This is a genomic window from Hydrogenophaga sp. GW456-12-10-14-TSB4, assembly GCF_059424305.1.
Window position 1 is genome coordinate 37,640 of record NZ_JBWKZH010000036.1, and the last position, 20,892, is coordinate 58,531.

Consider the following 20,892-nt stretch of genomic DNA (forward strand, 5'->3'; position numbering starts at 1 on the left):
CTCAAGTATGGTCAATTCGCCGATTGTGTGATGTGGGCGAGGTGAAGCTACGGAGTATCCGGGCAACATCTGTAACAGCGTGTCATAAAAATAAAAAATGAGTGCTGACAAGCACTTGGCGCTGCCACAATCGCGTTTGTTACATTTAACGGAAGTTGCTCCCATGCCACAAACCACTGTCCGTCCCAACAAAGTGCTGGTCGTCGACGACGACGTCCGCATCCGCGACCTGCTGCGCCGCTACCTGATGCAGGAAGGCTTCGAGGTCATGCTGGCCGAAGACGGCAAGGCCCTCAACCGGGTGTTGCAGCGCGACTCGGTCGACCTGATCGTGCTCGATCTGATGATGCCCGGCGAAGACGGCCTGTCGATCTGCCGCCGCCTGCGCGCCAACGGCGACCGCACGCCCATCATCATGCTCACCGCCAAGAGCGAGGATGTGGACCGCATCGTCGGCCTGGAGGTCGGTGCCGATGACTACCTGGGCAAGCCTTTCAACCCGCGCGAGCTGCTGGCCCGCATCCACGCCGTGCTGCGCCGCCGCCCACCCACCGAGGTGCCGGGCGCGCCGTCGCAGGACCAGGAAGTGGTGAAATTCGGCCCGTTCGAGTTCGACCTGAGCCTGCGCACCCTGCGCAAGGAAGGCGCCGACCTGCCCCTGACCACCGGCGAGTTCGCCATGCTCAAGGCCCTGGTGCGCCACCCGCGCCAGCCCCTGTCGCGCGAAAAGCTGGCCCAGCTGGCGCGCGGCCGCGAGTTCGAGCCCTTTGACCGCAGCCTGGACGTGCAGGTCTCCCGCCTGCGCAAGCTGATCGAAGAAGACGCCGCGTCACCGCGCTACCTGCAGACCGTCTGGGGCGTGGGTTATGTGTTCGTACCCGATGGCAATGCCTGATGTCCGACGAGTCACGCGTTCCGTTCGAGACCCAGCCGGCCTCGCTGGAGACGGCGCCCGCCCCGCTGGACATGCGTCCCTCGCGGGGCGTGAGCCTGTTCTGGCGCACGTTCTTCTTTCTCGCCCTGCTGCTGGTCGGCTGCACCGTCGCCTGGCTGCAGACCTTCCGCGCACTGGAATATGAACCGCGGGCGCTGCAGAGCGCCAACCAGCTCGCCTCGCTGGTCAACCTCAGCCGGGCCGCCCTGGTGCACTCGGACGCCATCGCCCGGGTCTCGCTGATCAAGACCCTGGCCAGCGAGGAAGGCCTGCGCATCGCCCCACGTGAGCCCACCGACACCTTCCGCCTCTACAACACCGACGCGCTGAGCCGCAACGTGGCCGAGCGGCTGCGCGGCCGCCTGGGCCCCGACACCCTGGTGGCGCGCGAGGTCAACGGCGCGCCCGGCCTGTGGATCGGTTTCACCATCGACGGCGACCCCTACTGGCTGCTCACCGACCCGTCCCGCATCGGGCCGGTGGCCGGCACCACCTGGCTGATCTGGCTGGGCACCGCCGCCCTGCTCTCGCTCACGGGCGCGGCGCTGATCGCGCGCCTGATCAACCGGCCCCTGAAAAAGCTCTCGTTCGCCGCCAGCCGCGTGCGCGAAGGCGACTTCAATGCCAGCCAGCTCAACGAAGCCGTGGCCACCAGCGAGATCCGCGAGGTCAACATCGGCTTCAACCGCATGGCCCAGCGGCTCTCCAAGATCGAGCAGGACCGGGCCCTGATGCTCGCCGGCATCTCGCACGACCTGCGCACCCCCCTGGCCCGCCTTCGCCTGGAAACCGAGATGAGCGTGGGCGACGCGCAGGCGCGCGAGCACATGGCGGCCGACATCGACCAGGTCAACGCGATCATCGACAAGTTCCTCGACTACGCCCGCCCGGACCACCTCAACCCCGAGCGCGTGAGCCTCAACCAGGTGGTGGACGCCGCCATCTTTTCGGTCGGCCAGGACCCGAACACCTACATCACCACCAACATCCCGCGCGACACCGCCGTGATGGGCGACGCGGTGGAGCTGCAGCGCGTGTTCTCCAACCTGATCGAGAACGCCATGCGCTACGGGCGCGACCCGGAAACCGGCATCGCCAAGATCGACATCGCGGCCAAGGCCAAGGACGACGACGTGCTGGTCAAGCTGCGCGACCACGGGCAGGGTGTCAATCCCGAGCAGCTCGAACAGCTGACCCAGCCGTTCTACCGCGGAGACGTCTCGCGCTCTGCGGCGACCGGCACCGGCCTGGGCCTGGCCATCGTGGACCGCGCCATCGCCCGCATGGGCGGCCGCTTCGCGCTGGCCAACAGCAGCACCGGGGGCCTGGCGGCCCACATGAAACTGGTCAAGGCGCCGTCTTGACGAGCAGCGCCACCGCGCGCGCCTCGATCGACAGGCCCTGCCCCACGGGGCCGATCTTCTCGGCCGTCTTGGCCTTCACGTTGACCTGACCAGGCGCCAGCCCCAGCGTGCGGGCGATGCCTTCGCACATGGCGGCGATGTGGGGCGCCAGCTTGGGCGCCTGCGCGATCACGGTGCTGTCGATGTTGCCGATCTCGTAGCCCGTCTCACGCACCCGGCGCGCCGCCTCGGCCAGCAACACGCTGGAATCGGCGCCCTTGAAGCGCTCGTCGGTGTCGGGGAAATGGCGGCCGATGTCGCCCAGCGCCGCCGCCCCCAGCAGCGCGTCGGTGATGGCGTGCAGCAGCACGTCGGCATCGGAGTGGCCCAGCAGCCCCTGGCTGTGCGGAATGCGCACGCCGCCGATGATGAGCGGCCGCCCGGGCACGAGCGCGTGCACGTCCCAGCCCTCGCCGATGCGCAACGATGGAAGGGCGGTGGTGGTCATGGGCGGCTCCTGAGCACGGCCTCGGCCAATGCGAAGTCTTCGGGGTAGGTCACTTTGAAATTCTGCGCACTGCCGCGCACCAGCAGCGGCCGGTGGCCGGCCATCTCCATCGCGCTGGCCTCGTCGGTCACGCCGGCAAAGCCGGGCGCGGTGGCCGCCAGCGCGGCCTGCAAGGCCCCCAGGCGGAACATCTGCGGCGTCTGCGCCAGCCACTTGTCGCTGCGCTCCACCGTCCCCGCCACGCGCCCGCCGGCTTCGGCCTTGAGCGTGTCCGGCAAGGGCAGCGCCAGCAGGCCGCCCACGGCATCGTCCTGGCAGGCGTCGATCAGCGCATCCACCTGGGCCGGCGTGACCAGGCAGCGCGCGGCGTCGTGCACCAGCACCCAGTCGTGCGCCTGGGCGCCCTGCTCGCGCAAGGCCTGCAGGCCGTTGAACACACTCTCGGCGCGCGTGGCCCCGCCGCAGCGCGCCAGCGTGGTGCCCGCGGGCGGCGCGGCCCAGAAGGCATCGTCGGGCGCGATGACGATCACACAGCCCTGCAGGCGCGTCACGGCGCGCAGCGCATCCAGGGTGTGCAACACCATGGGCTGGCCGGCGATCGGCTGGTATTGCTTGGGGACGTCGGTGCCGGCCCGGCTGCCGGTGCCCGCACAGGGCAGCAGCGCATGGCATCGGGGAGCGCCGGGGCGGGTCAATTCGGTGTCGGCATGGGACATGGTGTGCCCGCATTCTAAAATCAGCCCTCACACCCCCGACCCGTCAGGCCGGGGGTGTTCGTCATGGCCGCACCGGTCCACCACGTCCTCAAGTCCTCCCCGCACGCCCTTCCATCTCCCATGGACTTGCCCAAACTCACCCCCGGCAAACGCCACACCGTGCCCCACCCCGGCGGCTCGGCCGATGCCCTGATGCTGGCCCAGCTGGGCGCGCGCGAGAAGGCCGAAGGCCGGCTCACCGCCATCGTCACCGCCGACGCGAACGACGCGCAGCGCCTGATCGACGAGATGGCCTTCTTCGCGCCCGGCCTGCGCTGCGCCCTCTTCCCCGACTGGGAAACCCTGCCCTACGACACCTTCTCGCCGCACCAGGACCTGATCAGCGAACGCCTGGCCACGCTCTGGCGCATCTCGCAGCGCGACAAGGACACCGGGGCCGACGTGGTGCTCATCCCCGCCACCACCGCGCTGTACCGGCTCGCGCCGCCGTCCTTCCTGGCGGGCTACACCTTCCACTTCAAGGTCAAGCAGAAGCTCGACGAGGCCCGGCTCAAGGGGCAGCTGACGCTGGCGGGCTACCAGCACGTGACGCAGGTCGTGAGCCCGGGCGAGTACGCGGTGCGCGGCGGCCTGATCGACCTCTTCCCCATGGGCAGCCTGGTGCCCTACCGGGTGGACCTGTTCGACGACGAGATCGACAGCATCCGCACCTTCGACCCCGACAGCCAGCGCAGCCTGTACCCGGTGAACGAGGTGCGCCTGCTGCCCGGGCGCGAGTTCCCGATGGACGATGCGGCGCGCGCCAAATTCCGCAGCCGCTGGCGCGAACTGCTCGAAGGCGACCCGACCAAGAGCCGCATCTACAAGGACATCGGCAACGGCGTGGCCACCGCCGGCATCGAGTACTACCTGCCGCTGTTCTTCGACGACACGGCCACGGTGTTCGACTACCTCGGCACGGACGCCACGGTGGTGCTGCACGGCGACCTGGAACCCGCCTTCCAGCGCTTCTGGCAGGACACCAAGGACCGCCACCGCCTGCTGCGCGGTGACGCCGAGCGCCCGGTGCTGCCGCCCGAAGCCCTGTTCCTCGCCACCGAGCAGTTCTACACCCGCGCCAACGAGCACGCGCAATACGTGGTGCGCCCGGCGCAGCAGGACATCGAGCACGGCGCGCACGTGCAGAAGCTGGGCGACCTGTCCGTGGTGCGCGGCGCCGAAGACCCGCTCGCGCGCCTACAGGCCCACATCCGCAACACCGCGCACCGCGTGCTGTTGCTGGCCGAAAGCGACGGCCGGCGCGAGAGCCTGCTGGACTTCCTGCGCGCCAGCGGCGTCCACCCGCCGGCCTTCGACTCGCTCGCCGAGTTCCAGGCCAGCGACGAAAAGACCGGCATCGCCACCGCCGCGCTTGCGGTCGGCTTCTCCTGGCTGGACGATGGCATCGACTTCGTCACCGAAACCGAACTCTTCGCTGCCGGCCCGACCACGCGCCGGCGCAGGAAACAGGAACAGGTCAGCGACGTCGACGCGCTCATCAAGGACCTGTCCGAGCTCAACGTCGGCGACCCGGTGGTCCACAACGCGCACGGCATCGGCCGCTACCGGGGCCTGGTGAACATGGACATGGGGGAGAAGAACCCCGACGGCAGCCCGGCGCTGCAGGAGTTCCTGCACCTGGAGTACGCCGACAAGGCCGTGCTCTACGTGCCGGTGAGCCAGCTGCAGCTGATCGGCCGCTACACCGGCGTGAGCGCCGACGAAGCACCGCTGCACAAGCTGGGCAGCGGCCAATGGGACAAGGCCAAGCGCAAGGCGGCCGAACAGGTGCGCGACGCCGCCGCCGAGCTGCTCAACATCTACGCCCGCCGCGCCGCGCGCCAGGGCCATGCGTTCCGCTATTCGGCGCAGGACTACGAAGTGTTCGCCAACGACTTCGGCTTCGAGGAGACCGCCGACCAGCGCGGTGCCATCCACGCCGTGATCCAGGACATGATCAGCCCGCGCCCGATGGACCGGCTGGTCTGCGGCGACGTGGGCTTCGGCAAGACCGAGGTCGCCCTGCGCGCCGCCTTCGTGGCCGTCACCGGGGGCCGCCAGGTCGCCTTCCTCGCGCCCACCACGCTGCTGGCCGAGCAGCACTTCCAGACCCTGTCCGACCGCTTCTCGAAGTGGCCGGTGAAGGTGGCCGAGATGAGCCGCTTCCGTTCGGCCAAGGAGATCACCGCCGCCGCCAAAGGCCTGGCCGACGGCTCGGTGGACATCGTGGTCGGCACGCACAAGCTGCTCAGCGAGAGCGTGAAGTTCAAGGACCTGGGCCTGCTCATCATCGACGAGGAGCACCGCTTCGGCGTGCGCCACAAGGAGGCCATGAAAGCGCTGCGCGCCGAGGTCGACGTGCTCACGCTCACCGCCACGCCGATTCCGCGCACCCTGGGCATGGCGCTCGAAGGTCTGCGTGATCTGTCGGTGATCGCCACCGCGCCGCAACGCCGCCTGGCCATCAAGACCTTCGTGCGCAACGAGGGCAACGGCGTGATCCGCGAAGCCGTGCTGCGCGAGCTCAAGCGCGGCGGGCAGGTCTATTTCCTGCACAACGAGGTCGAGACCATCGAGAACCGCCGCCAGAAACTGGAAGAGATCCTGCCCGAGGCACGCATCGCCATCGCCCACGGCCAGATGCCCGAGCGTGAGCTCGAACGCGTGATGCGCGATTTCGTGGCTCAGCGCTTCAACGTGCTGCTGTGCTCGACCATCATCGAGACCGGCATCGACGTGCCCACAGCCAACACCATCGTGATGAGCCGCGCCGACAAGTTCGGCCTGGCGCAACTGCACCAGCTGCGCGGGCGCGTAGGCCGCAGCCACCACCAGGCCTACGCCTACCTCATGGTCCCCGACATCGAGGGACTGACCAAGCACGCGGCCCAGCGGCTGGACGCGATCCAGCAGATGGAAGAACTCGGCAGCGGCTTCTACCTGGCCATGCACGACCTGGAGATCCGTGGCGCGGGCGAAGTGCTGGGCGAGCACCAGAGCGGCAACATGCTCGAAGTCGGCTTCCAGCTCTACAACGAGATGCTCAGCGAAGCGGTGAGCTCGCTCAAGGCCGGGCGCGAGCCCGACCTGCTCTCGCCGCTGTCGGTCACCACCGACATCAACCTGCACGCCCCGGCCCTGCTGCCCAACGACTACTGCGGCGACGTGCACCTGCGCCTGTCGTTCTACAAGAAGCTGGCCACCGCGAAGAGCACCGACCAGGTCGATGCCCTGCTGGAGGAGATCGTGGACCGCTTCGGCAAGCTGCCGCCCCAGGCGCAGACGCTGATCGACGTGCACCGCCTGCGCTGCATCAGCACGCCCTACGGTGTCGTCAAGGTCGATGCGGCACCGGGGGTGACGAACATCACCTTCCGCGCCAACCCGCCGTTCGAGCCGATGCGCATCATCGAGCTGATCCAGAAGAACCGCCACATCAAGCTGGCCGGCAACGACAAGCTGCGCATCGAGCGCCCCCTGCCCGAGGTGAAAGACCGCGTGCAGCTGGTGCGCGATGTGCTGCGCAGCCTGGGCCAGCCCCACAAGAACCCCGAAACCGCCTGACCTTCAACATGACCAACGCCACCGAAATCGCCCCCGGTCTCACCGTCCAGGGCTTCACCCCGCCGCTCAAGCTCAGCGACTTCAAGCTCATCGCCTTCGACATGGACTCCACGCTCATCAGCATCGAGTGCGTGGACGAAATCGCCGACGCCGTGGGCAAGAAGGCCGAGGTGGCCGCCATCACCGAGGCCGCCATGCGCGGCGAGATCACCGACTACAAGGACAGCCTGCGCAAGCGCGTGGCGCTGCTGCGCGGCGTGACCATCGCCGACATGGAGCAGGTCTACACCGAGCGCCTGAGCATCAACCCCGGTGCGGCCGAACTGGTGCGGGCCTGCAAGACCGCCGGCCTGAAGGTGCTGCTGGTCTCTGGCGGCTTCACCTTCTTCAGCGAGCGCGTGCGCCAGGTGCTGGGCATCGACTTCACGCGCGCCAACGTGCTCGAAGTGGAAAGCGGCCCGAACTGCGGCCAGCTGACCGGCCGCATGGTGGACCAGCCCTGGGGCGACATCTGCGACGGCGCCGAGAAGCGCCGCGCCCTGCTCGAAGTGGCCTCGCTGCTGGGCATCGAGCCTTCGCAGTGCATCGCCATGGGCGACGGCGCCAACGACCTGCCCATGATGGGCGTGGCCGGCCTGTCGGTGGCGTACCACGCCAAGCCCGCTGTGCGCGCGCAGGCCATGGTGGCCATCAACGAAGGCGGGCTCGACCGATTGCTGGAAGTGCTGCGCTGAGCCTCAGCCGCCCGCGCGCTTGACCGTGTGGCCCTGCGCCTTCAGCGCGGCCATCACCTTGTCGATGTGGTCGCCCTGGATCTCGATCGCGCCGTCCTTCACCGTGCCCCCCGTGCCGCAGGCCGCCTTGAGTTGCTTGCCCAGGGCGGTCAGGGCCGCAGCGTCCAGCGCCAGCCCCTTGACCAGCGTGACCGCCTTGCCGCCACGGCCCTTGGTCTCGCGCGAGACGCGCACCACGCCGTCACCCGCCGGCGCCACCCTGGCCAGCTGCTTGCACACACACTGAGCCACCGGCTGACGGCAGCCGGGGCACATGCGGCCCGCATCGGTGGAATACACCAGGCCACCGGTCGAAAGCTTGTTTTTCATGGGGTTGCATCGTACCCGGGCCGGTACACTGCCCCGATCCATGCCATTCACCGCCCTGGGCCTCGCGCCCGCCCTCGCCCAAGCCGCCGCCGAACTCGGCTTCACCACGCCCACCCCGATCCAGCGTGAGGCCATTCCGGCCGTGCTGGCCGGCCACGACCTGCTCGCCACCGCGCAGACCGGCTCCGGCAAGACCGCCGCCTACGCCCTGCCCCTGCTGCAGCGGCTCAGCCAGGGCGCGGCCCCGCATTCGCCGCGCCGCGTGCGCGCGCTGGTGGTCGTGCCCACGCGCGAACTCGCGGCGCAAGTCGGCGAGGCCGTGCGCGCCCTGGCGCAGCACCTGCCGCGCCAGCCCAAGGTGGCGGTGGTGTTCGGCGGCGTATCGATCAACCCGCAGATGATGGCGCTGCGCGGCGGTGCCGACGTGGTGGTCGCCACGCCCGGGCGCCTGCTCGATCTGGTGGAGCACAACGCGCTGCGCCTGTCGGCCGTGGAGCTGCTGGTGCTCGACGAGGCGGACCGTCTGCTGGACCTGGGTTTCGCCGACGAACTTGCCCGCGTGCTGGCCCTCCTGCCCGCCCAGCGCCAGAACCTCTTTTTCTCCGCCACCTTTCCCGTGGCGGTGCAGGCGCTGGCCGATGCCTTGCTGCACCAGCCCCAGCGCATCGACGTGCCGGCGGCGCCGACCGACTCAGCGGTGATCCTGCAGCAGGCTTTTCTGGTCGACAGCACGCGCCGCACGCAGCTGCTGCGCCAGCTCATCCAGGACCAGGGCTGGCAGCGCGTGCTGGTGTTCGTGGCCACGCAGTACGCCGCCGAGCGGGTGGCGGCCAAACTCCACCAGGGCGATCTCTACGCCACCTCGTTCCACGGCGGACTGAGCCAAGGCGCGCGCCAGCAGGCGCTGGGCGAGTTCAAGGACAAGCGCTGGGATGTGGTCGTCACCACCGACCTGGCCGCGCGCGGCATCGACATCGAACAACTGCCCGTGGTGGTCAACTACGACCTGCCGCGCTCGACCGTGGACTACGTGCACCGCATCGGCCGCACCGGCCGCGCGGGCGCGGACGGTCTGGCGGTGAGCTTCGTGAGCCCGGCTACCGAGGCCCACTGGCGGCTGATCGAGAAACGCATGGGCCTTTCCCTGCCGCTGGAAGTGCGACCCGGCTTCGAGCCCACCGAAGCCGCACCGCCCCCCGCCCCGGGTGGTGGCGGGATCAAGGGCAAACGCCCCAGCAAGAAGGACAAGCTGCGCGCGGCGGCAGCCGGGCGAAAGCCGGACTGATTCAACCCGGCGCCGCCGCCTTGCCCGCGCGCCGGGCACCGCCGCCGCGCTGCCGCAACAGATCGAGAAAGGTGGCCGCCGCCGGCGACAGCGACTGCCCCTTGCGCTGGTACACGAAGTACTCGCGCTGGATGGCCGGTGCGCGCAACGGCACGAAGCGCACGCCGAAGTTGTCGGCGAACGAGCGGGCGTACTCCGGTGCCAGCAGCACGCCCATGCCATTGCCGGCCAGCGCCATCGCCGTGGTGAGGAACCCTACGTCGCTCGCCGTGTTCAGCGAAAAGTCGTGCCCGTGGGTGTGCAGCGCCCGCTCCACGTGGCGGCCGAACTCGTGGGAATAGCTGATCCAGCGTTCATCGCGCAGCTCCTTCCAAGACACGCTGGCGCGGTCGTAGGCCGGGTGCCCTTTGGGACACACCAGGCGGATCGGCACATTCATGAGGAAGCTGCGCGTCACATCGTCGCCGGTCAATCGCTCCGGGCCGATGCCCAGCTCCACCGCCCCGTGGCGCACGGTGTCCACCACGTCGTCGGCCACCGCGTCCTTCAGGCGCAGGCTGATGCCGGGGTGCTCCCGGCCGAACTCGGTGAGCACCGAGGCCACCCAGGTGCAGGCCATCATCTGCGAGGTCGACACGCGCAGGAAGCCCCGGCGCAGCGCCCGGATCTCGGAAGCCCCCTCCACCACCTGCCGCACATCCTCCAGGATGCGCTGCGCCAGCGGCAGCAGGTTCTTGCCAGCCTCGGTGAGGGTGATGGCCGTGCGGCTGCGGTCGAACAGCTGCAGGTGCAGCTCCTGCTCCAGCTGCTGCACCAGCATGCTCACCGCCGACTGCGTGAGGCTGAGCTGGCGCGCCGCGCCGGTGAAGCTGCCGCTCTGTGTCACGGCCGCGAAGGCCCGCATCTGTCTCAAGCTGATGTTCATGCCATGCACCCATCTGGTTCGTCGGCGGTGCCCGGCGAATGTGCATGCACCACCATCAAATTTCATGATGAATGTATCAAAAGAATTCGTTTGTTTGATGCAAAGGGTGCTCCCTAGAATGCCGCGAGACAACCCCGTCCCCCATCCAGAGAAACCGCTGATCCCATGCACATCGCCGTTGTAGGCACAGGCATCGTCGGCGCCTGCACAGCCGCCTGGCTGCAGCGCGACGGCCACCAGATCACCTTCGTCGACCCGCTCGAACCGGGCGAGGCCTGCTCGTTCGGCAACGCCGGCTCGCTCTCCCCCAGCGCCTGCCTGCCGGTGGGCATGCCCAACATGTGGAAGAAAGTGCCCAGCTGGCTGCTCGACCCGCTGGGTCCACTGACCATCCGAACCGCCTACCTGCCGCGCGTGCTGCCCTGGCTGCTGCGCATGCTGCAGCATTCCACGCCGCAGGAAGTGACGCGCATCGCCACCGCGCTGCAGACCCTGTTGCGCCCGATCTTCGATTGCTACGGCCCCCTGCTCGACCACGCCGACGCGAACGCGCTGGTGCGTCGCAGCGGCTGCCTGTACGTCTACTCTTCGCGCGAGGCCGCCGACCAGTGGAAGTGGGGCATGGCCCTGCGCAAGTCGCTCGGCGTGAACCTCGTCAACGTCGAGCGCGACGAGCTGGAAGAGCTCGAGCCCGACCTGAAGGGGCGCTTCCGCTTCGGCATCCTGGCACCCGACAACGGCTCCACGCTGGACCCGTCGCAGTTGGTCAAGGCCCTGGTCGCACAAAGCGTGCGCGACGGCGCCCGCCACGACCACCGCTCGGTCACCGGCTTCGAGCGCGAAGGCCGGCGCGTCACCGGCCTGCGCATGGACCGCGGCGAGCCGCTGGCGGTCGACGGCGTGGTGGTGGCCGCCGGTGCCTGGTCCGGCCAGCTCGCGAAGCAGCTCGGCGACCGCGTGCCGCTGGAAACCCAGCGCGGCTACCACGTGACCGTGCGCAGCTCCAACCTGAAGCTGCGCCACACCGTGATGGCGTCGGAAAACAACATCATGGTCAACCCCATGGCCATGGGCCTGCGGCTGGCCGGCACGGTGGAGTTCGCCGGCCTGAGGCGAGCGCCCAACTACGAGCGCGCCCAGGCCCTGCTGCGCCAGGGCCAGCTGCTGTTCCCGCACCTGGACACCTCGGAAGTGACGCAGTGGATGGGCCACCGCCCCTGCATGCCTGACAGCCTGCCGGTGATCGACCGCAGCCGCGACGCCGACAACGCCTGGCTCGCCTTCGGTCACGGCCACATGGGCATGTGCATGGGCGCCAGCACCGGCCGCGAGGTCGCCCACCTGGTGGCGGGCCGCGCCACGCAGGTGGACCTGTCACCCTTCAGCGCGCGGCGCTTTCGCTGAAAGGCCGGCATGAGCACACCGAGCTGGGCCATCGGCATCGACATGGGCGGCACCTTCATCGACGTGGTGGCCTGCGCCTCGGACGGCACGCTGCGCAGCCTCAAGCACCCGCGAGAGGCCGGGCAGCTGGTGCAGCCCATCCTGCAGGCCGTGCGGCGCATGCTCGATGAAAACGGCATCGCGGCGGCCCAGGTCGCGCGCATCGTGCACGGCTCCACCGTCGTCACCAACCTGCTGCTGGAGCAGACCGACGGCCCCGTGGCCGTGATCACCAACACCGGCATGCGCGACATCCTCGCGCTGGCCCGCCAGGACCGGCGCGACCTGTACACCGCCGCCGTGCTGCCGCCCACGCCCGAGCGCCGCCTGTTTCCCGCCGCGCACCGCTTCGAGATCGCGGGGCGGGTGGACGCGCACGGCAGCGAGATCGAACCGCTGGCGCACGAGCAGGTCGCCGCCCTGGCCCACCGCATCGCCGCCTCGGGCCTGCGCTCGGTCGCGGTCTGCCTGCTGTTCTCGCACCTGCGCCCGGCGCACGAACAGCAGGTGCGCACCTGGCTGCTCGAAGCCCGGCCCGAGCTGATGGTCTCGCTCTCCTGCGAGGTCGATCCCAAGCCGCGCGAATTCGAGCGCTTCCTCGCCACCGCGTTCGACGCCTACAGCAAACCCATGGTGCAGCAGTACCTGCAGTCGCTGGGTGGCGCGCTGGCCGAGCGTGGCCTGCCTGCGCCCGCGCTGATGCGCTCCGAAGGCGGCATCGCGCCCTGGCAGGATGCCGTGGCGCGCCCCATCGGCCTGGCCATGTCCGGCCCCTGTGCCGCGCTGCAGGGCGTGGCCGCGAGCCTGCCGGACAGCGATGCGGCGCAGGTGGTCATGTCCATCGATGTCGGCGGCACCAGCACCGACATCGGCATCCTCGAAGCCGGTCGCCCCCTGTTCACCGACACCCTGCTCTGCGGCGACCTCACGCTGCGGCTGCGCTGCGCCGATGTGGAGTCGCTCTCCATCGGCGGCGGCAGCCTGGCCAGCGTGAACGCCGGCGGCGGCCTGCGCCTGGGTCCGCGCTCGCAAGGTGCCTGGCCCGGCCCGGCGGCCTACGGCCTGGGCGGCACGAACGCCACCCTGACCGACGCCCTGCTGCTGCTCGAGCGCCTGCCGCGCCGGCTCTCCGGCGGCGTGGTGCTGGACGCGGCGCTGGCCGAAGCGGCCGTGGCGCGCGACGTCGCACAGCCCCTGGGCATCGCCACCATCGACGCGGCGAAAGCCATCGTGGTCACCGCCGCCACGGCCATGGCCGAGAGCGTGAAGATGCGCGCCTTCCAGCGCGACATCCACCCCGCCGACTGCCTGCTCGTCGCGGCGGGCGGCGGCGGCGCCCAGCACGTGGCCGAGGTGGCCGAACTCGCGGGCGTGTCGCGGGTGCGCGTGATCGCGCACGCCGGCGTGGTCGCCGCGCTGGGCCTGCTGGCCTCGCCGCCCACGCAGACGGTGGAAAAGGCCTGCTCACTGCCGCTGAATGCCGACGGCCTGGCCGCGCTCACCGGCCTGCGCGACGCATGGCAGCCCGCCACCGACTGCGCGGCCATCCGCTGGAGCCTGGAGATCCTGCACCGCGGCCAAGGCAGCCCGGTGGAAGTGGGCTGGTTGCCCGAGGACGACCTGCCCGCGCTGCAGGCGCGCTTCGCCGCGCGCTACGAAGCCCTGCGTGGCCAGATGCCCGCGCGCAGCGATGCACTGGTGGGCCTGCTGCGCGGCGTCTTCGAGCAGGCCGTGCCCCAACCCGGCGTCAACGCCCACCACCTGCGGCCCGACCCCGCGCTCTGGGCCGGTTGCGCGCTCACGGGTCACGGCCCGCAAGCCCTGTTCGCGGCCACCACCACGGTGTGGGTGCCGGCGGGCTGGCAATGGGTGCAGGAGGCCGACGGTTCCCTGCTGCTGACGCAGACCGAGGAGGCGCGCGCATGAACGAACACCTGATCCTCATGGAGCCCGTGCGGCTGGCGCTGCAGGGCATCGTCGACCGCATGCAGAGCCGCATGATGCGCGCGGCCTACTCGTCGATCGCGCGCGAGGGCGGTGACTGCGCCGCCGCCGTCTTCCTGCCCGACGGCCGCCTGCTCGCGCAGGCGCGCTCGCTGCCGCTGCTGCTGGGTTCGCTGATTCCCGCCGTCGCCGGCGTCCTGAAGCGTTTTCCCGCGCCGCAGATGGCCGAGGGCGACGCCTACCTCATGAACGATCCCTGGTCGGGCGGTACGCACCTGCCCGACCTGATCGTGGTGCGGCCCATCGTCCGCGACGGCGTCACCATCGCGCTGGCCGCCGCCATCCTGCACCATCAGGACGTGGGCGGCATGGCGGCCGGCTCGATCCCGCCGAACGCCACCGACATCCACCAGGAAGGCCTGCGCATCCCGCCGGTGCGCTGGCGCGCGGCCGGCGTGGTGGACAGCAACGTCGAGACCCTGCTCACCGCCAACAGCCGCACGCCGGGCAACCTGGTCGGTGACCTGAACGCGCAGTGGTCGGCCGTGAGCCTGGGTGCGCGCGAGACCGCTGCGCTGCAGCTGCGCACCGGTGCCGCGTTCAACGCCGTGTGCAACGCCCTGCTCGCGCAGTCCGAGCGCATGACGCGCGACGCCCTGCGCAAGGTGCCCGACGGTGCCTGGCAATGGGAAGACCAGCTCGACGGCGACGGCATCGACGACGCCCCGGTGCGCATCGCGGTGAGCCTGCGCAAGCAGGGCGATGCGCTCACGATCGACTTCACGGGTTCGTCGGCGCAGACGCGTGGGCCGGTGAACGCCTCGCCCTCGAGCATGATGTCCGCCATCCTGTTCTTCATGCGCTCGCTCGCGCCGCAGGCGCCGAACAACGCGGGCTGCCTCGCGCCCGCCACCTGGGTGCTGCCCGAAGGCAGCGTGGTCAACCCGCGCCTGCCCGCCGCGGTGAACGCGCGCACCGCCACGCTCAAGCTCGCCTGCAACGCCATGCTCAGCGCGTGGTCGCTCGGCGCCTCGCGCGACCCGCTGGCCTCCAACGCGGGCGTGGCCACGGTGCTCTCGCTCGGCGGCACCGGTGCCGACGGCCAGCGCTGGCTGCTCACCGAAATCATCGCCAGCGGCGCGGGCGCGAGCGCGCAGGCCGACGGCACCAGCGGCATTTCCACCGACGTGGGCAATGCGCGCAACACGCCGGTGGAGGTGATCGAATCCGAAGCGCCGCTGCGCGTGAGCACCTACGCGATCCGCGAAGGCTCGGGCGGCGTGGGCCGCTTCGCGGGCGGCCATGGCGTGCGGCGGGTATACCTATTGCTAGAAGGACAGGGCAGCGTCTCCTACCGGGGCGAACGCCATGTCAGCCGCGCACGCGGCAGCCAGGGCGGCGGTGACGGGTCTCCGTCGGCCGCCCGCATCGAAAGAGCCGATGGACGCATCGACGTGTTGCCCGCCCGGGCGCGCGTCGAGTGGTCGGCGGGGGACAGGCTCGTCATAGAAACGGCCGGAGGAGGCGCTTGGGGTGCACCAGACCACACGCTGGTGACACCAGAGAACCAACCCACATGAAAGTGATTTCGCCATGAACCGCATCGCCACCACCTTCGCCCTCGCGACCACGCTCGCCGTGGCCGCGCTCGCGCCCTCGCTCGCTTCGGCGCAGGCCTACCCCAGCAAGCTGGTGCGCATCGTCGTGCCCTTCCCGCCCGGCGGCAGCACCGACCTGCTCGCGCGCAAGCTCGGCGAGAAACTCACCGTCACCTGGAAACAGACCGTGGTGGTGGACAACCGCGCGGGCGCGGGTGGCACCGTGGGTGCGGACCACGTCTCCAAGTCCGAGCCGGACGGCCACACGCTCTTGCTGGGCGTGACCGGCAGCAACGGCATCGCCGGTGCGCTCTACCCCAACCTGCCCTACGACATGGTCAAGGGCTTCACGCCGGTCACGGCCGTGGTGAGCGCGCCGTTGCTGATCGTGAAGAACCCCAACCTGCCGGCGAAGAACCTGCAGGAGCTGATCGCCGCCGCGCGCGCCAAGCCCGCCTCGATCACCTACGGCTCGCCCGGCAGCGGCACCTCGATGCACTTGACCGGCGAGATGTTCAAGCTCGCCACCAAGGCCTCGTTCCTGCACATCCCCTACCGCGGCAGCGCCGGCGCGCTCACCGACCTCATGGGCGGCCAGATCGACCTGATGTTCGGCGACGTGCTGGTGGTCATGCCGCAGATCCAGGCCGGCAAACTGGTGCCCCTCGCCGTCACATCCAAGGAACGCCACCCGCTGTTCCCCAGCGTGCCCACCGTCGCCGAGAGCGGCTACCCGGGATTCGAGGCGCTGTCGTGGCAAGGCCTGTTCGCGCCGCCCGGCACGCCGGCGGCCATCGTGGAGAAGATCAACAAGGACGTGAACGCCGCGCTCGCCAGCCCCGACATCCAGGAGTACTTCGTCTCGCGCGGCTTCAAGCTCGGCGGCAGCAGCGCCACCGAGTACAAGGCCTTCATCGAATCGGAAACGAAGAAGTGGGCCTCCATCGTCAAGGCCTCCGGTGCCAAACCCGACTGACCGCCCCATGAGCCCCAACCCCGGCATTGAACACATCGGACCGCCCGTGGAGCGGGCCGGCCAAGTCCAGCCCATCTCGCCCGCGGTGGTGGTCGAGGACCGGCTGGTCTTCGTCGCGGGCCAGGTGCCCATGCGCAACGGCCAGCCGGCCGGCGAGGACATCGCCAGCCAGACCCACTACACCCTGGACCTGATCGAAGCCATCCTGCAGCGCGCCGGCTGCACGCTGGCCGACGTGGTCAAGACCACGGTGTGGCTGGTCAACGCCAAGGACTACCCCGGCTTCAACGCGGCCTACGCCGAGCGCTTCCCGGCCGCCACGGCGCCGGCGCGCTCGACCGTCATCTCGGGCCTGATCGCGCCGGTGCTGGTGGAGATCGAAGCGGTGGCCCTGCGCCGCCCCGGCTGACCCCGTGCCGGGGGGCATCCTGTGCGCACCAGAATGGCGCGCCTGCTATCATGAAATCCCACTTTTCAGCGCGTTGCGGCCGCCTGCGGCCCGCGCGACTCCGGACCATGACAGCTGCAGATTCCCCGGCGCGTCGCCCACCCGGCGACGCCACCCCGACGCTTGCGCGCCCCGCACGCGCGGTGCGGGAAAGCCGACAGCGCATCCTCGCCGCCATCCGCGAAGCGGCCACCGAAGAGTTCAGCCTGCACGGGCTCAAGGGCACCTCGACACAGGCCATCGCCGAGCGCGCGGGCCTGACCAAGCCCCAGCTGCACTACTACATCACCGGCAAGGAAGAGCTCTACAACGAGCTGCTCGACTCGGTGATGATGGCCTGGAAGATCGAGTTCTCGCCCCCCGGCCTGACCGAGCCGGCCGACATTCTGGGCGACTACATCCGCCAGAAGCTCGACCACGCCTTCGACCAGCCCCGGGTCTCCCGCATCTTCACGCGCGAGATCCTGGACGGTGGCCACAACCTCGGGCGCTACTGGCCCAACGCCCGGACCTGGGTGCAGAAGGAAGTGGGCATCATCAACGGCTGGATCGCGCGCGGCCTGATGCGCCCGATGAACGCGCACCTGCTGCTCATGCACATCTGGGCCATGACGCAGCACCATGCCGACTTCGCGCTGCAGGTGCGCCACATCTGCGGCCCGCTGGACCGCGAAGCCGTCGCGAACGACCTCATCCCGTTCATCCTGCGCGGCTGCGGTCTGCTGCGCGACTGAGCGCCCTGTGGCGCCGGCGACACGGCGCGCTTCCCCGAGAGAAATTCAAGGGTTTTTACGGTTTCATCGGGGTGTCTTTTTCTTATACTGACCAAACAGTCAAATTAAATGGTCAGAAATTGAGCTCGATCAATACGCCCGCGGCCCCCACGCTCCATGCCAGCCTCACGAACGGCCCCACGCCCCGCGGTGACCTGACCATCCGCGTCGCCCGCGTCGTGCGCCACACCGACGAGGTGAACAGCTACGTGCTGGAGCGCATCGACGGCCTGCCCCTTCCGGCCTGCGAGGCCGGCGCGCATGTGGACGTGTACTTGCCCGGCGGCCTGGTGCGCAGCTATTCGCTCTGCGGCAACCCCACGCGCACCACCGAGTCGTACGAGATCGCGGTCAAGCGCGAAGACACGGGTCGCGGCGGCTCGCGCGCCGTGCACATGTGGGTGCGCGAAGGCGAGATCCTGCGCATCGGGCTGCCACGCAACCAGTTCCGCCTGGCGCCGAACGCCGCCCACCACCTGCTGCTGGCGGGTGGCATCGGCGTGACGCCGCTGGTCTCCATGGCGCACGCGCTGCATGCGCTGGGCGCCTCGTTCACGCTGGCGGTGTTCGCGCGCAGTTCCAAGCACCTGGCTTTGTGCCACACGCTCGACCATGCGCCCTGGCGGCGCAACGTGCAGGTGCACTTCGACAGCGTGCCTTCGCCCACCCGACCCTCGTCCGTGATCGCCCAGGCGCCGGCCGATTCGCACGTCTACTTCTGTGGCCCCGAGGGCTTCATGACCCACGTGCGCGAGGCCTGCCAGGGCTGGCCGGCTGAGCGCGTGCACTTCGAGTACTTCAGCGCCCCGACCAGCACCGCGCCAGCGGCGGCCAAGGAAGGCTTCGAGGTGCTGCTCGCGCGCCGCCAGCAACGCCTGCACGTGGCGCCGGGCAAGAGCATCGCCCACGTGCTGCAAGGCGCGGGCGTGGTGGTCGACACGGTGTGCGAGCAAGGCATCTGCGGCTCCTGCCTCACGCCGTACCTCGACGGCACGCCGGACCACCAGGACGTGTGCATGACCGAAGCCGAGCGCGCCACGCACGTGGCCATCTGCTGCGCCCGCAGCCACTCGCCCACGCTGACCCTCGACCTCTGAGCGCCCACGACATGCAGCAGCCCCCCGCCAGCCCCGACTTCATCGCCAACGCGCGGCTGCCGCGCTGGCTGTTGCCGACCGACTGGCCCACCGACGGCGCCGCACCGGCCCTGGCGCTGATGGAACTGGCGCAGGGCCGTGTGACCCGCACCTCGCCCATCACCGGCACCGTCAAGGTCACCGGCCAAGGCTGGGATGTGCAGGGCGCACCGGTGCTGCCCGGCATGGTCGACGCGCACACCCACCTGGACAAGGCCTTCATCCTGCCGCGCATGGGCACCGTGAAACCGGGCCTGCTCGGCGCGATCGACGCGGTGATCGGCGACCGCGCCCACTGGACCCACGCCGACCTGCGCGAGCGCGCGCAACGCGGCCTGCAATGGGCCTGGGAAGCCGGCACCACGCACCTGCGCACCCACATCGATTGGTGGGACCCGCTCAACCCGCCGCTGGCGTGGGAGGTGATTTCGGAGCTGGCCGCCGAATGGCACGGCCGCATCCGCCTCGAACAGGTCGCCCTGATCAAGCTCGGCCTGTTCCAGCAGCGCGACGAGGCCCAGGCCCTGGCGCGCCGCGTGGCGGCCACCGGCCCGCACGCCCTGCTCGGCGGTTTCGTGCACTCCAGCAACTGGGACCCCGCCGCCCTGCGCCACCTCGTGCAGGCCGCGCAGGCGATCGACCTGGACCTCGACCTGCACGTGGACGAGGAACTCAACCCCGACGCGCAGGGCCTGGCCTTTCTCGCCGACCTGCTGCGCGAGATCGGCTTCACCGGGCGCGTGGTCTGCGGCCACAACTGCGCGCTCGCCGCCCAGCCCGAGGCCCGGGCGCTGGCCACGCTGGATGCCGTGGCGCGCGCGCCGATCACGCTCGTCTCGCTGCCCATCACCAACCTGCTGCTGCAGGACGCCGCCACCGGCCGCACGCCGCGCCAGCGCGGCCTCATGCTGGTGAAGGAAGCGCGCGAGCGCGGCATCCCGCTGCTGTTCGCCAGCGACAACGTGCAAGACCCGTTCTGCCGCGCCGGCAGCCTGGACCCGCTCGAAGCCATGCAGGCGGGCGCCCTCGCCGGCCAGCTCGACACCCCTTTCGACAACTGGTCCGACGCGCTGTGCCGCGCCGACTGGCTGCAGCGCCAGCCCTTGACCCGACCCACGCTGGAAGGCGCGAACGCCGACCTCGTGGTCTTCACCGCGTCGGACGCCCATGCCTGGCCCTCGCGCACCGCGCCCCGCGTGGTGCTTCGCAACGGCCGCCCCCTGATTCCCTGACTCCCTCATTAGGATCTGTCCCATGATGCACGGCTACTTCCCCCCGCACCGCTTCCTGCCCTACCTGGCCTGGACGGAAATCACCGCGCTGCCCGACCGCGAGAACACGGTCATCGTGCTGCCGGTAGGGGCCACCGAGCAACACGGACCGCACCTGCCTTGCTCGGTCGACACCGTGATCGCCGCCGGCGTCATCGGCAAGGCCTTCGAGCGCCTGCCCGCCGAGATCCGCGCCTTCGGCCTGCCCCCCATCACCTATGGCAAGTCCGAGGAGCACCTGCATTTCGCGGGCACCATGACGCTGACCGGCACCACCCTGCTCTCGACCATGATCGAGCTGGGCGAGTCGGTCTACCGCTCGGGCTTTCGCAAGCTGGTGTTCGCCAACGGCCACGGCGGCCAGCCCCAGGTGCTGGAGATGGCCGCGCGCGAACTGCGCCTGCGCCATGGCGATTTCGTCGTCGTGCCCTACGGCGTCTCGCGCGTGCCCAACGTCTCGGGCAAGTTCATCAGCGACGAGGAACGCAAGCTCTCGATGCACGCCGGCCATTCGGAAACCGCGCTGATGCTCGCGCTGGCGCCCGACACGGTGCACATGGAGCGCGCCGCCGCCTACTTCCCGCCGCCGTTCCCGTCCAAGACGCTCTCGGCCGACGGCCGCCCCGCCTGCGCCTGGGTGGCGCGCGACTTCGGCCCCAGCGGCGTCATCGGCGACCCCACCACCGCCACGCGCGAGCAGGGCGAAGCCATCCTCGACAGCCTGGCCAACAGCTGGGTCCAGGCCATCACCGAACTCTTCACCATGCGCTGGGTCGTTCGCGATGAACCGACCTGGGAGCGTGGCCAGTTCACCGGTCACATCCAGCAGACGCTGGGCTGACCGGCCACCGCATCCGTTTCCCTCCCGCGCTCCCCCGTCCCATCC

The 20,892-nt window shown here is 70.0% G+C and carries 18 protein-coding genes; 14 read left to right on the forward strand and 4 right to left on the reverse strand.

What is annotated here, in order from left to right:
• Nucleotides 1-163: 163 nt before the first annotated feature.
• Both ompR and AC07ZS_RS17815 read left to right on the forward strand, forming a co-directional pair.
• A complete protein-coding gene (ompR, locus tag AC07ZS_RS17810) occupies nt 164-895 on the forward strand; it encodes an osmolarity response regulator transcription factor OmpR (RefSeq protein ID WP_494799858.1) in 732 nt (243 codons plus the stop codon).
• Nucleotides 895-2,298 carry a sensor histidine kinase family protein gene (locus tag AC07ZS_RS17815; protein WP_494799859.1) on the forward strand — a complete coding sequence of 468 codons (1,404 nt, stop codon included), beginning with the start codon at nt 895-897 and terminating at the stop codon, nt 2,296-2,298. Before ompR ends, AC07ZS_RS17815 begins: the two co-directional genes overlap by 1 nt.
• On the opposite strand, the gene ispF is transcribed toward AC07ZS_RS17815, so the two are convergent.
• Nucleotides 2,282-2,785 carry a 2-C-methyl-D-erythritol 2,4-cyclodiphosphate synthase gene (gene ispF / locus AC07ZS_RS17820; protein ID WP_494799860.1) on the reverse strand — a complete coding sequence of 168 codons (504 nt, stop codon included), beginning with the start codon at nt 2,783-2,785 and terminating at the stop codon, nt 2,282-2,284. The genes AC07ZS_RS17815 and ispF overlap by 17 nt on opposite strands.
• Nucleotides 2,782-3,501 carry a 2-C-methyl-D-erythritol 4-phosphate cytidylyltransferase gene (gene ispD, locus AC07ZS_RS17825; RefSeq protein WP_494799861.1) on the reverse strand — a complete coding sequence of 240 codons (720 nt, stop codon included), beginning with the start codon at nt 3,499-3,501 and terminating at the stop codon, nt 2,782-2,784. Before ispD ends, ispF begins: the two co-directional genes overlap by 4 nt.
• Before the next feature lie 120 nt (nt 3,502-3,621).
• Here ispD and mfd point away from each other — a divergent pair, with 120 nt between their 5' ends.
• Both mfd and serB read left to right on the forward strand, forming a co-directional pair.
• Nucleotides 3,622-7,104 (forward strand): transcription-repair coupling factor, encoded by a 3,483-nt coding sequence (mfd, locus tag AC07ZS_RS17830; protein WP_494799862.1) that lies wholly within the window; start codon nt 3,622-3,624, stop codon nt 7,102-7,104.
• 8 nt (nt 7,105-7,112) lie between these two features.
• The gene (gene serB / locus AC07ZS_RS17835) at nt 7,113-7,838 is read left to right on the forward strand and encodes a phosphoserine phosphatase SerB (protein WP_494799863.1); all 726 of its coding nucleotides are present in this window, start codon (nt 7,113-7,115) and stop codon (nt 7,836-7,838) included.
• A 3-nt stretch (nt 7,839-7,841) separates the two neighbouring features.
• Here the strand turns inward: serB and AC07ZS_RS17840 are convergent, their stop codons facing one another.
• Entirely contained in the window at nt 7,842-8,207 is a 366-nt protein-coding gene (locus AC07ZS_RS17840; RefSeq protein WP_494799864.1) for a translation initiation factor Sui1, read from the reverse strand.
• 40 nt (nt 8,208-8,247) lie between these two features.
• On the opposite strand from AC07ZS_RS17840, the gene AC07ZS_RS17845 reads away from it, so the two are divergent.
• On the forward strand, nt 8,248-9,492 hold the full coding sequence (locus AC07ZS_RS17845) for a DEAD/DEAH box helicase (RefSeq protein ID WP_494799865.1): 1,245 nt from the start codon (nt 8,248-8,250) through the stop codon (nt 9,490-9,492).
• 1 nt (nt 9,493) lies between these two features.
• Here the strand turns inward: AC07ZS_RS17845 and AC07ZS_RS17850 are convergent, their stop codons facing one another.
• Nucleotides 9,494-10,417 carry a LysR family transcriptional regulator gene (locus AC07ZS_RS17850; RefSeq protein ID WP_494799866.1) on the reverse strand — a complete coding sequence of 308 codons (924 nt, stop codon included), beginning with the start codon at nt 10,415-10,417 and terminating at the stop codon, nt 9,494-9,496.
• Between the two features lie 165 nt (nt 10,418-10,582).
• Between AC07ZS_RS17850 and AC07ZS_RS17855 the strand changes: the two genes are divergently transcribed.
• The 9 genes from AC07ZS_RS17855 (at nt 10,583) to AC07ZS_RS17895 (ending at nt 20,847) form a co-directional block, all read left to right on the forward strand.
• The gene (locus AC07ZS_RS17855) at nt 10,583-11,821 is read left to right on the forward strand and encodes an NAD(P)/FAD-dependent oxidoreductase (protein WP_494799867.1); all 1,239 of its coding nucleotides are present in this window, start codon (nt 10,583-10,585) and stop codon (nt 11,819-11,821) included.
• Nucleotides 11,822-11,830: 9 nt separating this feature from the next.
• A complete protein-coding gene (locus tag AC07ZS_RS17860; protein WP_494799868.1) occupies nt 11,831-13,786 on the forward strand; it encodes a hydantoinase/oxoprolinase family protein in 1,956 nt (651 codons plus the stop codon).
• Nucleotides 13,783-15,384 (forward strand): hydantoinase B/oxoprolinase family protein, encoded by a 1,602-nt coding sequence (locus AC07ZS_RS17865; protein ID WP_494799869.1) that lies wholly within the window; start codon nt 13,783-13,785, stop codon nt 15,382-15,384. Before AC07ZS_RS17860 ends, AC07ZS_RS17865 begins: the two co-directional genes overlap by 4 nt.
• Before the next feature lie 13 nt (nt 15,385-15,397).
• Entirely contained in the window at nt 15,398-16,378 is a 981-nt protein-coding gene (locus tag AC07ZS_RS17870) for a tripartite tricarboxylate transporter substrate binding protein (RefSeq protein WP_494799870.1), read from the forward strand.
• A 7-nt stretch (nt 16,379-16,385) separates the two neighbouring features.
• A complete protein-coding gene (locus tag AC07ZS_RS17875) occupies nt 16,386-16,787 on the forward strand; it encodes a RidA family protein (RefSeq protein ID WP_494799871.1) in 402 nt (133 codons plus the stop codon).
• 107 nt (nt 16,788-16,894) lie between these two features.
• The gene (locus tag AC07ZS_RS17880) at nt 16,895-17,560 is read left to right on the forward strand and encodes a TetR family transcriptional regulator C-terminal domain-containing protein (protein WP_494799872.1); all 666 of its coding nucleotides are present in this window, start codon (nt 16,895-16,897) and stop codon (nt 17,558-17,560) included.
• A 119-nt stretch (nt 17,561-17,679) separates the two neighbouring features.
• The gene (locus AC07ZS_RS17885; RefSeq protein ID WP_494799873.1) at nt 17,680-18,696 is read left to right on the forward strand and encodes a PDR/VanB family oxidoreductase; all 1,017 of its coding nucleotides are present in this window, start codon (nt 17,680-17,682) and stop codon (nt 18,694-18,696) included.
• Between the two features lie 11 nt (nt 18,697-18,707).
• Nucleotides 18,708-19,967: an amidohydrolase family protein gene (locus tag AC07ZS_RS17890; protein ID WP_494799874.1), complete on the forward strand. Its 1,260-nt coding sequence runs from the start codon at nt 18,708-18,710 to the stop codon at nt 19,965-19,967.
• 22 nt (nt 19,968-19,989) lie between these two features.
• Nucleotides 19,990-20,847 carry a creatininase family protein gene (locus AC07ZS_RS17895; RefSeq protein ID WP_494799875.1) on the forward strand — a complete coding sequence of 286 codons (858 nt, stop codon included), beginning with the start codon at nt 19,990-19,992 and terminating at the stop codon, nt 20,845-20,847.
• The last annotated feature ends 45 nt before the right edge of the window (nt 20,848-20,892 follow it).

Coding starts and splice junctions, on each gene's coding strand:
- AC07ZS_RS17865 (WP_494799869.1), top strand. CDS start 13,783: ATGAACGAACACCTGATCCTCATGGAGCCCGTGCGGCTGGCGCTGCAG.
- ispD (WP_494799861.1), bottom strand. CDS start 3,501: ATGTCCCATGCCGACACCGAATTGACCCGCCCCGGCGCTCCCCGATGC.
- serB (WP_494799863.1), top strand. CDS start 7,113: ATGACCAACGCCACCGAAATCGCCCCCGGTCTCACCGTCCAGGGCTTC.
- AC07ZS_RS17845 (WP_494799865.1), top strand. CDS start 8,248: ATGCCATTCACCGCCCTGGGCCTCGCGCCCGCCCTCGCCCAAGCCGCC.
- mfd (WP_494799862.1), top strand. CDS start 3,622: ATGGACTTGCCCAAACTCACCCCCGGCAAACGCCACACCGTGCCCCAC.
- AC07ZS_RS17860 (WP_494799868.1), top strand. CDS start 11,831: ATGAGCACACCGAGCTGGGCCATCGGCATCGACATGGGCGGCACCTTC.
- AC07ZS_RS17855 (WP_494799867.1), top strand. CDS start 10,583: ATGCACATCGCCGTTGTAGGCACAGGCATCGTCGGCGCCTGCACAGCC.
- AC07ZS_RS17875 (WP_494799871.1), top strand. CDS start 16,386: ATGAGCCCCAACCCCGGCATTGAACACATCGGACCGCCCGTGGAGCGG.
- AC07ZS_RS17880 (WP_494799872.1), top strand. CDS start 16,895: ATGACAGCTGCAGATTCCCCGGCGCGTCGCCCACCCGGCGACGCCACC.
- AC07ZS_RS17815 (WP_494799859.1), top strand. CDS start 895: ATGTCCGACGAGTCACGCGTTCCGTTCGAGACCCAGCCGGCCTCGCTG.
- AC07ZS_RS17840 (WP_494799864.1), bottom strand. CDS start 8,207: ATGAAAAACAAGCTTTCGACCGGTGGCCTGGTGTATTCCACCGATGCG.
- AC07ZS_RS17890 (WP_494799874.1), top strand. CDS start 18,708: ATGCAGCAGCCCCCCGCCAGCCCCGACTTCATCGCCAACGCGCGGCTG.
- AC07ZS_RS17895 (WP_494799875.1), top strand. CDS start 19,990: ATGATGCACGGCTACTTCCCCCCGCACCGCTTCCTGCCCTACCTGGCC.
- AC07ZS_RS17870 (WP_494799870.1), top strand. CDS start 15,398: ATGAACCGCATCGCCACCACCTTCGCCCTCGCGACCACGCTCGCCGTG.
- ompR (WP_494799858.1), top strand. CDS start 164: ATGCCACAAACCACTGTCCGTCCCAACAAAGTGCTGGTCGTCGACGAC.
- AC07ZS_RS17850 (WP_494799866.1), bottom strand. CDS start 10,417: ATGAACATCAGCTTGAGACAGATGCGGGCCTTCGCGGCCGTGACACAG.
- ispF (WP_494799860.1), bottom strand. CDS start 2,785: ATGACCACCACCGCCCTTCCATCGTTGCGCATCGGCGAGGGCTGGGAC.